The 15,813-nt window shown below is 32.1% G+C and carries 13 protein-coding genes and 1 pseudogene; all 14 read right to left on the bottom strand.

The window, feature by feature from the left end:
• The gene (gene rplD, locus ABXT61_RS02735; RefSeq protein WP_415315756.1) at positions 1-624 is read right to left on the bottom strand and encodes a 50S ribosomal protein L4; all 624 of its coding nucleotides are present in this window, start codon (positions 622-624) and stop codon (positions 1-3) included.
• Positions 624-1,334 carry a 50S ribosomal protein L3 gene (gene rplC / locus ABXT61_RS02730; RefSeq protein WP_415276355.1) on the bottom strand — a complete coding sequence of 237 codons (711 nt, stop codon included), beginning with the start codon at positions 1,332-1,334 and terminating at the stop codon, positions 624-626. The genes rplD and rplC overlap by 1 nt, the downstream gene beginning before the upstream one ends.
• A gap of 2 nt (positions 1,335-1,336) precedes the next feature.
• Positions 1,337-1,645, bottom strand: coding sequence for a 30S ribosomal protein S10 (gene rpsJ / locus ABXT61_RS02725; RefSeq protein ID WP_006996810.1), 309 nt, complete (start codon positions 1,643-1,645; stop codon positions 1,337-1,339).
• Positions 1,646-1,650: 5 nt separating this feature from the next.
• Positions 1,651-3,729 (bottom strand): elongation factor G, encoded by a 2,079-nt coding sequence (gene fusA / locus ABXT61_RS02720; protein WP_415315755.1) that lies wholly within the window; start codon positions 3,727-3,729, stop codon positions 1,651-1,653.
• A 6-nt stretch (positions 3,730-3,735) separates the two neighbouring features.
• On the bottom strand, positions 3,736-4,206 hold the full coding sequence (rpsG, locus tag ABXT61_RS02715) for a 30S ribosomal protein S7 (RefSeq protein ID WP_415315754.1): 471 nt from the start codon (positions 4,204-4,206) through the stop codon (positions 3,736-3,738).
• A 2-nt stretch (positions 4,207-4,208) separates the two neighbouring features.
• On the bottom strand, positions 4,209-4,580 hold the full coding sequence (gene rpsL / locus ABXT61_RS02710) for a 30S ribosomal protein S12 (protein WP_169036396.1): 372 nt from the start codon (positions 4,578-4,580) through the stop codon (positions 4,209-4,211).
• A 171-nt stretch (positions 4,581-4,751) separates the two neighbouring features.
• A pseudogene (rpoC, locus tag ABXT61_RS02705) lies at positions 4,752-8,921 on the bottom strand (DNA-directed RNA polymerase subunit beta').
• 2 nt (positions 8,922-8,923) lie between these two features.
• Positions 8,924-13,015 carry a DNA-directed RNA polymerase subunit beta gene (rpoB, locus tag ABXT61_RS02700; protein ID WP_415315753.1) on the bottom strand — a complete coding sequence of 1,364 codons (4,092 nt, stop codon included), beginning with the start codon at positions 13,013-13,015 and terminating at the stop codon, positions 8,924-8,926.
• Between the two features lie 54 nt (positions 13,016-13,069).
• Entirely contained in the window at positions 13,070-13,435 is a 366-nt protein-coding gene (gene rplL / locus ABXT61_RS02695) for a 50S ribosomal protein L7/L12 (protein ID WP_271520748.1), read from the bottom strand.
• Between the two features lie 27 nt (positions 13,436-13,462).
• A complete protein-coding gene (gene rplJ, locus ABXT61_RS02690; RefSeq protein WP_415315935.1) occupies positions 13,463-13,963 on the bottom strand; it encodes a 50S ribosomal protein L10 in 501 nt (166 codons plus the stop codon).
• 5 nt (positions 13,964-13,968) lie between these two features.
• Positions 13,969-14,658, bottom strand: a complete 690-nt coding sequence (gene rplA / locus ABXT61_RS02685) for a 50S ribosomal protein L1 (protein ID WP_415315752.1) — start codon at positions 14,656-14,658, stop codon at positions 13,969-13,971.
• The gene (rplK, locus tag ABXT61_RS02680; protein ID WP_006996801.1) at positions 14,658-15,083 is read right to left on the bottom strand and encodes a 50S ribosomal protein L11; all 426 of its coding nucleotides are present in this window, start codon (positions 15,081-15,083) and stop codon (positions 14,658-14,660) included. Before rplK ends, rplA begins: the two co-directional genes overlap by 1 nt.
• Complete coding sequence (gene nusG / locus ABXT61_RS02675; RefSeq protein WP_415315751.1) at positions 15,083-15,613, bottom strand: transcription termination/antitermination protein NusG; 531 nt, start codon at positions 15,611-15,613, stop codon at positions 15,083-15,085. The genes rplK and nusG overlap by 1 nt, the downstream gene beginning before the upstream one ends.
• A complete protein-coding gene (gene secE, locus ABXT61_RS02670) occupies positions 15,613-15,804 on the bottom strand; it encodes a preprotein translocase subunit SecE (protein ID WP_006996799.1) in 192 nt (63 codons plus the stop codon). The genes nusG and secE overlap by 1 nt, the downstream gene beginning before the upstream one ends.
• Positions 15,805-15,813: the final 9 nt, after the last annotated feature.

Here is a 15,813-nt window from a genome sequence, read left to right as displayed (position 1 = left end):
TTAAGAATATCTCTTTTCTAGTTCTTTTATTGAACTTTCAGTAAACACAACTTTTTTAAATTTAATAATATCAAAAGTGCTAAAATGGTTTACATCAGTAACTTTAACATTTGGTATGTTTCTCAGTGATTTTTCAACTTTATCTTTTGAAATCTTATCTAGAATTATTAATGAATGAGTTAAATCAAATTTTTTGATGATTGAGTGCATTTCTTTAGTTTTTTTAATTTCAGTAGCAAAATCACTAAAGATTAATAAATTATTAAGTTTATTCTTTTCAGTAATTAGTGATGCTACGCTCAATTTTTTTTCACTTTTGTTAAGTTTTCTTTTTTTATAAGCTAGTTGACCTTTTGGACCATGTGCTACACCACCACCAACAAATATAGGGGCTTTTCTACTCGCATGACGTGCTCCACCAGTTCCTTTTTGAGCATAAATCTTTGAAGTAGATCCAGCAATTTCATTCTGCTGTTTTGTTTTAGCGTGTCTACCTTTGTAGTTAGCATTAGTTTTGTATAAAACGTTATCTACCAATTTTTTATTTATCTTTGCTGAAAAAATTTTATCCAAAACTTCAATCGAGGCTTTTTTCCCATCTAAATTTATTTTATCAATTTTCATTATCTTTTCTTTTTATCTGGTGTTTTTTTAGCCTCTTCAGCGGCAGCAATTTTTTCTTTAATAGTAAGTTTATTAATAACTTTAACTGATTGTTTTACTAATACTTCTGAGTTCTTAGAACCTGGTATTGAGCCTTTTAAGTATAATAATTCGTTTTCTAAATCAGTTTTAACTATCTCTAAATTTAACATAGTTCTAACTCTGTCCCCCATATGACCAGCCATTTTTTTTCCTTTAAAAACTTTACCAGGATCTTGTCTTTGTCCTGTTGAGCCATGAGATCTATGTGAAACAGAAACACCGTGTGTAGCTCTTAAACCACCAAAATTATGTCTTTTCATTGCTCCAGCAAAACCTTTTCCAATAGTCTTTGAAGTGGTATCAACAAATTTGACTTCATTAAAAATTTCTAAACCAAATTCATTACCTTCTTTGTATGGTTCTGTATCTTTTACTCTAAATTCTTTTAATTTTTTCTTTGCTTCAGTATTTTTTTTAGCATACATGCCCTTCATTGCTTTTGTAAGTTTTGAGCTTTTAATGTTACCAAAGCCTAATTGTATAGCTTTATATCCACGTTTCTCTTCTTCAATCACACTAATAACTCTAGCTTTTTCCATTTTAATTACTGTAACAGGAACTAAACGTCCTGTTTTATAGAACTCTCTAGTCATACCAATTTTTTTTCCAACTAAAGCTATTTCAGTCATAATTAAATTTTTATTTCCACATCAACACCTGATGCTAAATCAAGTTTCATTAAAGCCTCTACAGTTTGAGGAGTAGGTTCAATAATATCAATTAATCTTTTATGTGTTCTGGTTTCAAATTGCTCTCTACTTTTTTTATCAATATGTGGACCTTTAAGAACTGTATATCTTTCAATTCTAGTTGGTAAAGGTATTGGACCCTTGATAGTCGCTCCGGTTCTTTTAACGGTATTAACGATTTCTTCCGTAGATGCATCTAGAATCTTATTATCGTAAGCTCTTAATTTAATTCTAATATTTTGTTTTTCCATAATAATTATCCAGCAATCTTTTTGGTTACTTCATCCTGCACATTTTGTGGGACTTTAGAGTAATGATCAAAGAACATTGAGTATTGGGCTCTTCCTTGAGACATAGATCTTAAACTATTTATATATCCAAACATATTAGCTAGAGGAACCATTGCAGTTATTACAGTTGCATTTCCTCTGCTTTCTTGCTCGCTTATTTGACCTCTTCTACTATTTAAGTCACCAATAACATCACCCATATAATCTTCGGGAGTTACAACCTCAACTCTCATTACTGGTTCTAATAATTTTAATCCACCTCTAGTACAAGCTTCTTTGAAGCAAGCTCTACCAGCAAGTTCAAATGCAAGAACACTCGAGTCAACATCATGGTGTAATCCATCTAAAATTGTAACTTTATAATCGATCATCGGAAATCCAGCTAAAATTCCACCATCAGATATTGTTTCAATACCCTTCTCAACACCTGGAATAAATTCTTTAGGAATTGATCCACCTTTAATTTTACTATCAACTTCTCTTCCTTTACCTGGCTCTTGGGGTTCTACTAGAAGTTTAACTTTAGCAAACTGTCCAGCACCACCACTTTGTTTTTTGTGGGTGTACTCAAACTCAGATGCATTTTGAATAGTTTCACGGTAAGCAACCTGAGGTGCTCCAATATTCGCCTCAACATTAAATTCTCTTTTCATTCGATCAACAATAATATCTAAGTGCAATTCACCCATACCTTTAATTATTGTTTGACCAGATTCTTCATCTGAAGTTACTCTAAATGAAGGATCTTCTTTTGCTAATCTTGCTAAAGCTTCACCCATTTTTTCTTGGTCTGCTTTAGTTTTTGGCTCAACAGCAATTTCAATTACAGGCTCAGGGAATTCCATTGGCTCCAACAAAACTGGGTTAGCTTCATCACACAAAGTGTGACCTGTTATTGTGTATTTAAGTCCAGCTAGAGCAACAATATCTCCTGCATTCGCCTCTTTAATATCTTCTCTAGAGTTTGCATGCATTAAAAGCATTCTACCAACTCTTTCCTCTTTTTCTTTTGAGGTATTATAGACTGCTGTTCCAGTTTTAATTGTTCCAGAATAAATTCTTATAAAGGTTAATGATCCAACAAAGGGATCATTTGCAACTTTAAAGGCTAACGCTGAGAAACCAGCTCCATCATCAAATTTCATTTCAACGATATCTTCAGTTCCCGGTTTTGTCCCACTAATAGAGCCGATATCAATTGGACTTGGAAGGTAATTAATAACTGCATCAAGTAACGGCTGAACACCTTTGTTTTTAAATGCTGAGCCAGTAGTTATTGGAACAAAGCTAAAATTTAGTGTTCCTTTTCTTATACATTTAACTAAATCTTCCTCTTTAATTTCTTCGCCATTTAAATAGCTTTCCATTAATTTTTCATCTTGCTCAACAGCTGTTTCAACAAGCTCAGTTCTATATTTTTGAGAAATTTCTTTTAAATCATCTGGAATCTCTTTGTATTCCCATTCTGCACCTAGTGCTTCATTTTTCCAAACCTGCGCCTTCATCTTAACTAAATCTACAACACCAGATAAGTCAGCTTCAATACCAATTGGAACTTGTATAACCAAAGGTTTGCAACCAAGTCTATCTCTAATCATATCTACACATCTGTAAAAGTCTGCACCAGTTCTGTCTAATTTATTTACAAAACAAATTCTTGGAACTTTATATTTGTCAGCTTGTCTCCATACTGTTTCTGATTGAGGCTCAACACCAGCAACACCATCAAAAACGCATACAGCACCATCTAAAACTTTTAATGATCTTTCAACTTCAATAGTAAAATCTACGTGACCAGGAGTATCAATAATATTAATTCTATGATCGTTCCAGAAACAAGTAGTTGCTGCAGAGGTAATTGTAATTCCTCTTTCTTGTTCTTGCTCCATCCAATCCATTGTTGCTGCACCATCGTGAACTTCACCAATTTTGTGGCTTTTGCCTGTGTAGTATAAAATTCTTTCTGTAGTAGTGGTTTTACCAGCATCAATATGAGCCATAATTCCAATGTTTCTGTATGTGTCTAATGTATTCGTTCTAGCCATAATTTTTTACCACCTAAAATGTGCAAAAGCCTTATTCGACTCAGCCATTTTATGTACATCTTCTCTTTTTTTAACTGCTGATCCTTTTTTTTCATAGGCGTCATACAGTTCATTAAAAATTTTATCTGACATCTGCTTGTCTTTTCTTTTTCTTGAAGCATCAACTAACCATCTAATAGCAAGTGCTTGAGCACGTTTAGTTTTAACTTCAACAGGAACTTGATAGGTTGCGCCACCAACTCTACGAGATCTAACTTCTACAGTAGGTTTGATATTATTTATTGCTTCATTAAAAACATTAATTGGTTCTTCTTTAGTTTTTGATTTAATTTTTTCAATTGCTTCATAAACTATTTTTTCAGCAACAACTTTTTTTCCATCATACATAATAGAATTAATTAATTTAGGAATAATAGTAGATTTAAATATTGGGTCAGGAGTAACAACTTTTTTGGGTTGGGTTTTTTTTCTAGACATAATTATTTACCTTTTTTAGTTCCATATAAAGATCTACGTTTCTTTCTATTTGCAACTGCTTGTGTATCTAGATTTCCTCTAAGAATATGATAACGAACACCAGGTAAATCTTTAACACGGCCACCTCTAATTAAAACTACTGAGTGTTCCTGTAAATTATGCCCTTCACCACCAATGTAAGCTGTAACTTCAAAGCCATTCGAAAGTCTAACTCTTGCAACTTTTCTTAATGCAGAGTTCGGTTTTTTAGGAGTTGTTGTGTAAACTTTAAGACACACACCTCTTTTTAAAGGTTGTTTTTCAAGTGCAGGAACTTTATTTCTTGCGACTGGTCTAGTTCTTTTCTTTCTTAACAACTGATTAATAGTTGGCATAAATTTTTTTAATTAATTAATTTATTTTTGAATGAAAATAACTGACAGGTTATTTTGTGGCAGCGTTTAGTTCCATAAAGTAGGTACTACATTCCAACCAAAAACAGCGTCAAAATACTATTAAATCTCTGATTGTCAAACTAAAACTACAAGTTAAACGTGTTTTTTTTATTAATTTGCAGGAGTTTCAGTAGCCTCTACAGGCTCAATTTTTTCCTGATCAGCTAAAAATTTATTGTCAGCTGCAATGGCATTTTCATTCCATTTATTTTTGATATGACCAGTTCCAGCTGGAACCAATCTACCTACAATAACATTCTCTTTTAAGCCATTTAAAGGATCAACTTTACCTTTAATCGCAGCATCAGTTAAAACTCTTGTTGTTTCTTGGAATGAAGCTGCAGATATAAATGACTCTGTTTGAAGTGAAGCTTTAGTAATACCCATTAAAACTCTTTCACCGGATGCTGGATTTTTTCCTTCAGCAACTAGTTTTTCATTTGCATTATCAAACTTAATTCTGTCAATCATTTCTCCAGGTAAGTAAGACGAATCACCAAACTCTTTAATTTCAACTTTTTTAAGCATTTGTCTTAATATTGTTTCAATGTGTTTGTCATTAATAACCACACCTTGTAATCTATAAACTTCTTGAACCTGATTAACAAAATATTCAGTTAAGTCTTTAATTCCTAAAATCCTTAAAATATCATGAGGTAAAGGCTGACCATCTAATAGATACTCGCCCTTTTTAATTTTCTCACCTTGGTTAAAGTTAATATGTTTACCTTTAGGTATTAAATAATTTGAAGGTTCACCTTTATCTGGTTGAATTGAAATTCTTTGTTTACCTCTTACTTCTTTACCAAATAATACTTGTCCGTCATTCTCAGCAATAATTGCACTATCTTTTGCTTTTCTAGCTTCAAATAATTCAGCTACACGTGGTAATCCTCCAGTAATATCTTTTGTTTTAGTTGTTTCTTTTGGAAGTCTTGCGATTATATCGCCAGCAAATATTTTTTGACCATCTTTAACAGAAAGAATTGAATCGGGAACTAAATAGTATCTTGCTTCATTATCGTCTGCTTTTTTGATAACATTACCTTTTTCATCTCTTAAAGTAATTCTTGGTTTTAAATCTGTGTTTTTAGATTGTGCTCTCCAATCAACAACTGACTTAGAAGAAATTCCAGTAGCATCATCAGTAGTCTCTTGAATAGAAACACCATCAATTAAATCTACATAACCGGCTATACCACTTTTCTCTGCAATAACTGGAGTTGTATAAGGGTCCCACTCACAGATTTTTTCATTTGTTTTTACTTTGTCACCATTTTGGAAAAATAATTTTGATCCATAAGCAACTTTGTAAATTGCAACTTGAACACCGTTGTTATCTTCAATTGATAGCTGGGTATTTCTACCCATAACAATTAAGTTTTTCTTTGAATCTTCTAATAAGTTTGAATTTATAATTTTTAAAGTTCCAGCAGTTTTAGTTATAATCTGAGATTCTTGTTTAACAGAAGCTGTACCACCAACGTGGAAGGTTCTCATTGTTAACTGTGTACCAGGTTCACCAATTGATTGAGCTGAAATCATACCAATTGCTTCACCAACATGAACTATTTTTCCTCTAGATAGATCTCTTCCATAACAAGTAGCACAAACACCATGTTTAGAGCTACAAGTCATAACTGAATAAGCTTTAATAAACTTAACACCAGCTGCATCGATTTTATCGCAACCTGATTCATCAATCATAGTTTCTTTTTTAATAACTACTTCACCTGTAATAGGATTTTTTACTTCAAAAGCTGTAACTCTACCAAGTGCTCTTTCTGACAAACTAACAACAACATTTCCACCTTCTAAAATTTCTGCTAACTCAATAAACCCTGGATTATCACACTTAATTTTAGAAATTGTAAGATCTTGGGCTACATCACAAAGTCTTCTAGTTAAATAACCTGAGCTTGCAGTCTTTAGGGCTGTATCAGCTAAACCTTTTCTGGCTCCGTGTGTTGAATTGAAATATTCTAAAGCAGTTAAACCTTCTTTGAAGTTAGAAATAATTGGAGTTTCAATAATTTCACCAGATGGTTTTGCAATAAGTCCCCTCATACCAGCTAGCTGTTTCATTTGTGCAGCTGAACCTCTAGCTCCACTATCCGCCATCATAAATACAGAATTAATCTTCATACCATCAGGAGTGCTTTCAGTAGCAGAAATACCTCTCATCATTTCACCAGCTACTTTATCAGTACATTTTGACCAAGCATCAACTACTTTGTTGTATTTCTCGCCTCTAGTTATTAAGCCTTCCGAATATTGATTTTCATAGTCAGCAATTAATTTTTTAGTATCATCAATCAGTTGTCCTTTGTTTGCAGGAATAACTAAATCATCTTTACCAAAAGAAATACCTGCTTTAAATGCATGTTTGAATCCTAAATCTTTTAAATGATCACAAAAAATAACTGTAGTTTTTTGACCACAAAATCTGAAAACACTATCAATAATTTCTGAAACAGTTTTTTTAGGAAGTAGTCTGTCTATCATTGAAAAAGTAATGTCTTTATTTTTTGGTAATAAATTAGCTAATAAAAATCTTCCAGCAGTTGTTGTGTGTTTTTCAACTCTTTTATTACCCTTCTCATCAAGTGTTTCGAATCTTGAAACAATAGTAGAGTGTACTTTTATCTGACCAGTTGATAAAGCATGTTCAATTTCATCATTATTTATAAAGTAACCATCTGGCTTTTCAATTTGAAATGGTGCTTGAGATAAATAGTATAGACCTAAAATCATATCCTAACTCGGTACTATGATAGGTTTACCATTTGATGGACTTAAAATGTTGTTCGTTGAAAGCATTAAAATTCTAGCTTCTAGTTGAGCCTCTAAACTTAGAGGAACATGAACGGCCATTTGGTCACCATCAAAGTCAGCATTAAAAGCTGCACAACATAATGGGTGTAGTTCAATTGCATCTCCTTCAATTAACTTAGGTTCAAAAGCCTGAACCCCAAGTCTGTGAAGCGTTGGTGCACGGTTCAATAAAACTGGGTGCTCTCTTACAATAAGCTCTAATGCATCCCAAACAGCATTAGTTTCTTTTTCTACTAATTTTTTTGCTTGTTTAATTGTAGAAGCTAATCCTAATTTATTTAATCTAGCATACAGAAAAGGCTTGAATAATTCTAAAGCCATTTTTTTCGGTAAGCCACATTCATGAAGCTTAAGGTCTGGACCTACAACAATTACAGATCTTCCTGAATAATCTACTCTTTTTCCTAATAAGTTTTGTCTAAATCTACCTTGCTTACCTTTAAGCATCTCTGCTAAAGATTTAAGTGGACGTTTGCCAGTTCCGGTAATTACTCTACCTCTACGACCATTATCAAATAAAGCATCAACAGACTCTTGAAGCATTCTTTTTTCATTTCTAACAATAATGTGAGGTGCTTTTAAATCCATTAATCTCTTAAGACGGTTATTTCTATTTATAACTCTTCTGTAAAGGTCATTAAGATCAGATGTTGCAAATCTTCCTCCATCCAATGGAACTAAAGGTCTTAATTCAGGTGGTATAACTGGTATCACAGTTAAAATCATCCATTCAGGTTTTTGACCAGTTTCAATAAATGACTCGATTAATTTAAGTCTTTTAATTGATCTTTCTTCATTAACTTTTGATTTAGTTTCTTTAATTGTGTTAATTAAAAGCTTTCTTTCAAGTTCAAGATCCATTGATTTAAGAATTGATAGAATTGCTTCGGCGCCTATACCAGCTTCGAATGATTCTTCACCAAATTCATCTTGGTATTTTGCTAGTTCTTCTTCATTAAGTAATTGGTTTTTTTGAAGACCAGTTAAACCAGGTTCAATAACTATAAAGTTTTCGAAATAAAGAACTCGTTCAACTTCTTTTAGCTTCATGTCAACGGCTAATGAAATTCTACTAGGTAATGATTTTAAAAACCAAATGTGTGCAACAGGAGTAGCAAGGTTTATGTGCCCCATTCTCTCTCTTCTTACATTCGATTTTGTTACCTCTACACCACATTTTTCACAAATAATTCCTCTAAATTTCATACGTTTGTATTTACCACACAAACATTCATAATCTTTTATTGGTCCAAAAATCCTAGCACAAAACAAACCGTCTTTTTCTGGTCTAAAAGTTCTGTAGTTAATAGTTTCAGGTTTTTTAATTTCACCATATGTCCAAGATTTAATTTTTTCAGGGCTAGCTAAAGTAATTTTAATGCTATTAAAATTTTGTGCTTCAGAAACTTCACTATTTTTAAATAAGTCTGTTAATTCTTTTTTCATATTTAATTTAACTCTATGTTTAATGCTAATGATTTAATTTCTTTAACTAGTACATTGAATGATTCAGGTATTCCAGATTCAAAATTCTCTTCACCTTTAACAATTGTTTCGTAAACTTTAACTCTTCCGGCAACGTCATCTGATTTAACTGTTAAAATTTCTTGTAATGTGTATGAAGCTCCATAAGCTTCAAGAGCCCACACTTCCATTTCACCAAATCTTTGTCCACCAAGTTGTGCTTTACCACCCAATGGCTGCTGAGTAACAAGACTATAAGGACCAGTAGATCTTGCGTGAATTTTATCCTCAACCAAGTGATGCAGTTTAAGCATGTAGATAATACCAACGGTTACTGGTCTATCAAACATTTCACCTGTTCTACCATCCCATAAATTGGTTTGTCCAGACGTTGGTAATTTAGCTAACTCAAGCATTTCAGAAACATCTTTTTCTTTAGCTCCATCAAATACTGGAGTTGAAATTGCTATACCGTTTTGTAAGTTTTCACATAAATCTGCAAATTCAGTCTTGTTTAATTTATCAATACCTCCATCAAACATTTCTTTGCCATAAACAGATTTTAGGAATGATGAAATTTTTTCAGTTTTTTCAAATTTTTTATTATTTTCATTTATTAATCTTTTAACTTCTTCACCAAATTCTTTACAAGCCCAACCAAGGTGAGTTTCCAAGATTTGACCTACGTTCATACGACTTGGAACTCCAAGTGGATTTAATACGATATCAACAGGTCTTCCATCTTCTCTGTAAGGCATATCTTCGACAGGTACAATTTTACTGACTACACCCTTGTTTCCATGTCTTCCTGACATTTTATCACCTGGTCTTAATCTTCTTTTAATCGCAACAAAAACTTTAACCATTTTCATAACACTCGGTAATAAATCATCACCACTTCTAATTTTTAAAACCTTATCTTCAAATCTTTCTTGAATATCTTGTTTTGCTTGGTTGTATTGGTCTTTTAATTGAACAATACTTGCTTCGTCTTTAACATTACCTACAGTTATTTTAAATATATCGTTAATACTAATTTTATGAATTGTCTCAAAGTCAAGCTTGGCACCTTCCTCTAAATCCTTTATTTTTTTAGTTAAAGAAGCTCCAGATAAAATCTGATTAGCTCTTTGCTTTATGCTTCTTTCTAAAATTTCTTCCTCTACAATTTTGTCTTGTTGAACAACTTCAATTTCTGCTCTTTCAATAGTTATAGATCTTTCATCTTTTTCTATACCATGTCTATTAAATACTCTGACATCAACAATTGTTCCACTGCTTCCTCTAGACATTTTTAATGATGTGTCAGTCACATCAATTGCTTTTTCACCAAAAATTGATCTTAATAATTTTTCTTCTGGTCCAGATGCTGAATCTCCTTTTGGGGTAACTTTACCAACCAAAATATCTCCAGCTTTTACTTCAGCACCAATGTAAACAATCCCAGATTCATCAAGGTTTTTTAAGGACTCTTCATTAACGTTTGGAATATCTCTGGTAATTTCTTCTTCACCTAGCTTTGTATCTCTAGCCATAACTTCATATTCAACAATATGAACTGAAGTAAATACATCATCAGTAACACATCTTTCTGAAATTAAAATAGAGTCTTCAAAATTGTAACCTTGCCAAGGCATAAATGCTACTGTCACATTTTTTCCAAGCGCTAATTCACCTAGTTTTGTAGATGGTCCGTCAGCAATAATATCACCAGATTTAACTTTATCACCTACTCTAACAAGTGGTTTTTGGTTAATGCAAGTGTTTTGGTTTGATCTTTTAAATTTTTGTAGGTTATAAATATCTACACCTGATTTTGTAAAATCTGTTTCTTCTGTTGCTTTAATTACAATTCTTTTTCCATCAATTTTATCAACTGTACCATCACGATTAGCAACAATAGTAACACCTGAATCAAGAGCTACATCACTTTCAATACCTGTACCAACTAATGGAGATTCTGGTTTCAATAAAGGAACTGCTTGTCTCATCATGTTAGATCCCATTAGGGCTCTGTTTGCATCATCATTTTCTAAGAAAGGAATTAAAGATGCAGCTACAGAAACTAGCTGCTTAGGTGAAACATCAATGTAATCAATTTTATCAGGTTTAGATAAAACAAAATTTAAGTTTTCTCTACAAGGAACAAGTTCTTCTAAAATTTTTCCATTTTTATCAAGTTTAGCATTAGCTTGTGCGATTGTGTATTTTGTCTCTTCCATCGCTGATAGATACTCAACTTTATCTTGAACTACACCATTCTGTACTTTTTTATATGGGCTTTCAATAAAACCATATTTGTTAATCTTGGCATAAGTTGATAAACTATTAATCAAACCAATATTTGGTCCTTCAGGTGTTTCAATTGGACAAATTCTGCCATAGTGAGTTGGGTGAACATCACGAACATCAAATCCAGCTCTTTCTCTTGTTAGACCGCCTGGTCCTAAAGCTGAAACTCTTCTTTTGTGTGTAATTTCAGATAGTGGATTTGTTTGATCCATAAATTGTGAAAGTTGTGAACTTACAAAAAAATCTTTAAGGGAAACTGTTAATGGTTTTGCATTAATTAAATCTTGTGGCATTGCTGATTCAATATCAAGAGTTGTCATTTTTTCTTTAATAGCTCTTTCCATTCTATAAACACCAATACGTGCTTGGTTTTCAACAAGTTCACCAACTGATCTTACTCTTCTGTTTCCTAAATGGTCAATATCATCAACCTCATCTTTACCATCTCTTAAATCTAACATTTTATGAACGATGGCAATTATGTCGTCATTTCTTAAAATTGTAATTTTATCAGAACATTCAAGGCTCAATCTTGAGTTCATCTTAACTCTACCAACATCAGAAAGATCATATCTATCCGAACTAAAGAAAAGGTTGTTAAATATTTGTGTAGCAATCTCAACTGTTGGTGGTTCACCCGGTCTTAAAACCTTGTAAACTTCAGTAATTGCATCATTTTTAGAATTGTTTTTATCATTTAAGATTGTTGTTAATAAATATGGGCCTTTATTAATAGAATTTGTAATAGAAATTTCAATTAAGTTAATGTTAGCTTCTAAAATTTGTTTAATAATAGTATCATTTAGCTCTGTACCAATTCCAAAGGTTCCCTCTTCTTCATCGTCACTAACTTTAACTTCGTTATGTAAATATTTTCCAATTAAAGATTCTTGAGACACTAGAATGTCTTTAAGTCCATCTGTAGCTAGTTTTTTTGCACTTAAAAAATTAATTTTATCACCAAGTTTAATTACAACGTTTCCAGTTTTAGCATCGGTCACTTCTTCAGAAAAATTTTTAGCCTTATAGTTTTCAGGATTAAATTTAGTCTTCCATTTACCTGTTTTTGCGACGAATGAATAAGTGTCTTTATCGTAAAATTCATCAGCTATCTCAGATTTAGTTAAACCTAACGCCATCAAAAGAGTTGAGGCAAATATTTTTTTCTTTCTATCTATCTTAAAATATAAAAAATCTTTAACATCGTACTCTAAATCTAACCAAGACCCTCTATTAGGAATAACTCTACAATTAAATAATAATTTACCACTTGCGTGTGATTTACCTTTGTCATGATCAAAGAAAACTCCAGGACTTCTATGCATTTGGTTTACAACAACTCTTTGAACGCCATTTGTTATAAAAGTTCCACTGTTCGTCATCATAGGTACTTCGCCCATGTAAACTTCTTGTTCTTTTGCTGATAAAATATCTTTAGTATTATTTTCTTGATCTATTTCGTAGACAACCAATCTTAAAGTACATTTTAATGCTGATGTAAAAGATAATCCTCTTTGGATACATTCTTCAGTATCAAATTTTGGTTTTTCAAGTCTATAAGAAACATATTCTAATGTTGCTTTATCATTTAGATCCTCTATTGGAAAAATACTTTTAAAAACTCTATCAAATCCTTTTGATAAATCCCCTGCTTCTCTATCAAGGTCAGTTAATTGTTTATAAGAATTTTTTTGAACTTCGATTAAATTAGGAATAGATAAAGTTTCAGCTAATTTACCGAAACTCTTTCTCACATTTTTCTTTTGAGTAAAAGATAGTTGCATTTATAAATAGTTACTGATTAAAAAAAATCAGTAATTAAGTTCTTTCTAATTAATTTATTTAAGTTCTACTTTTGCGCCTGCTGCTTCTAATTTTGCTTTAAGCTCTTCAGCATCTTTTTTATTAACACCAGACTTTACTTCTTTTGGTGCGCCTTCAACTAGATCTTTTGCTTCTTTAAGACCTAAAGATGTTGCTGCTCTAACTTCTTTAATAACATTAATTTTTTTCTCACCTGCAGAAATTAACATAACAGTAAAATCATCTTTTGCTTCTTCAGCTGCTCCACCTGCTGCTGCTGCTGGTGCTGCCGCAGCCATAGCTGTAACACCCCATTTTTCTTCAAGTTGTTTTGAAAGCTCAGCTGCTTCAACAACAGTTAAACTTGATAAGTCTTCAATAATTTTATTTAGATCAGGCATATTTTTTTTTACTCTTTAGGTTGTTTTTTAAGAATTTTCTGGGCTCAAACTACTCATTTTTTCGGATCGTGCAAGTAAAATACTTACTAATTTTGATGCTGGTGTAGCTAAAATTCCCACAATGTTAGCTCTTGCTTCATCAAGTGTTGGTAAATTTGCTACATTTTGAACAGCAGCTTGGTCTAGTACCTCATTACCCATAATTCCACCTAAAAGCTTCAAACTTTCATTTGTTTTTGCAAATTTAGACAAAATTCTAGCTGATATTATTGCGTCATCAGAAAAAGCTACCGCTGTAGCTCCTGTGAATAAATTCGAAAGTTCCTTACACTTGGTTTTTTCTAGTGCAATCTTAGTAATTCTATTTTTTGTTATAGTGAATTTAATGCCATGTTCTCTCATCTGTCCTCTTAACTCATCAAGTTGAGACATTGTTAGACCTTGGTAGTGAGTTACCATTACAGCTTCATTATTTTGAAACTGAGTTTCCATTTCGCTAATGTAATTCTTTTTTTGTTCCTTGTTCATCATAACTATATAACTTTTCCTAATTTAACTTTATACGAAACACCCATACTTGACGTTATAAAAGTATTTTTTATTAAGTCACCCTTTAAAGTTAGGTTTCCTTTTTCTTTTTCTAAAGTATCTAAAATAGCATGAAAATTCTTAAGTAGTTGATCGTCATGGAAAGATTTTTTACCTATGCTTACACCAATATTTCCATCTTTATCATTTCTAATTTCTGCTTGTCCGGATTTAGCATTTGTTACAGCTAATTTAATATCTTCCGAAACAGACCCTAATTTTGGGTTAGGCATTAATCCTTTTGGTCCTAAAACTTTTCCTAACTTAGAAAGTTTAACCATCATACCTGGTGTACAGATTAATTTTTCAAAATTAAGCTCACCTGCTTTAATTTTATCAATAAACTCCTCGCTGCCAACTATATCAGCACCAGCATCTTTAGCTTCTTGAGCTTTAGCATCTTCACAAACAACAGCTACTTTAATTTTTTTGCCTGTACCGCCTGGTAAGTTAACTACAGTTCTAATGTTTACTTCACCTTTTTTTTGTTTGTTATTTACTTGAAAACTTAAATCAATTGATTCATCAAATTTTGTAGTACAGTTTTTTTTAACAGCTGCTAATAAGTTTTCAATTATATCAGCAGTTAAGTCTTTTGTTTTTTCTGGTAACTTTTTAAATCTTTTTGATGGCATTAGTCTTTAACCTCTATCCCCATTGACCTTGCAGATCCTGCTATAATTTTTACTGCTTGCTCAAGATCGTGAGCGTTAAGATCTTTCATTTTTTGTGTTGCAATTTCTTCTGCTTGTTTTTTTGTAATTGACCCAGCAATACTTCTGCCTGGTTCTTTTGATCCACCTTTAAGTTTGGCTGCTTCTTTAATAAAGTGTGATGCAGGGGGTGATTTAATTTCAAAATCAAATTTTTTATCTTTATAAACTGTAATAACTACAGGAATTGGTTTTCCGGCAAATGCTTTTGTTTTATCATTAAAAGCCTTACAAAATTCCATTATATTAATTCCACGCTGACCTAATGCAGGACCAACCGGTGGAGCTGGATTAGCTTGTCCACCCATAATTTGTAACTTTATATATCCACTAATTTCTTTTGCCATTAACTTGCTTTCTCTACTTGGTTATATTCTAAATCAACTGGTGTTGGTCTTCCAAATATTGAAACAGAAACCTTAAGCCTTGATTTTTCCTCATCTATATCTTCAACCATACCACTGAATGATGCAAAAGGACCATCAACAACCTGAACTTTTTCACCAATGCTGTATTCTATACCAGATTTTGGCTGAGCTACACCATCTTTTATTTGTCCTAAAATCTTTTCTATTTCTTTATCAGAAACAGGAACTGGGATACCCTTTGAACCTAAAAATCCACTTACACGTTTTAAATTTTTAATTAAATGATAAAGATCATTATCCATTTCACTTTTAATTAAAACATAACCGGGAAAGTATTTCTTTTTTCTCTGAATTCTCTTTCCTCTTTTTACTTCTGTTACATCATGTGTCGGCACAACAATTTCTTCAATTTTGTCAGAAATTTTTGCTTTTTCAGCTTCTTCCCTAATTAATCCAGCAACCTTATTCTCAAAATTTGAGTGAGATTGAACAATATACCAATTTTTCATTAAATACTTACCTTTAGTAAAGCTTCCAATAAAAATTTAAGTACTTGATCAAGAAGCAAAAAGAAAAGAGACATAATAACTGCCATAGCAAATACCATTAATGCACCTTGCATTGTTTCTTTTCCAGTAGGCCAAGAAACTTTAAAAGCTTCTTGTTTAACTTCTTGGATAAATTTTATTGGGTTTTTCATAATATACTG

The organism is Candidatus Pelagibacter sp. Uisw_137, assembly GCF_047720245.1.
Lineage (GTDB): Bacteria > Pseudomonadota > Alphaproteobacteria > Pelagibacterales > Pelagibacteraceae > Pelagibacter.
Note: the sequence above shows the minus strand (reverse complement) of the source record. Positions and strands in the feature narration are given on the sequence as shown.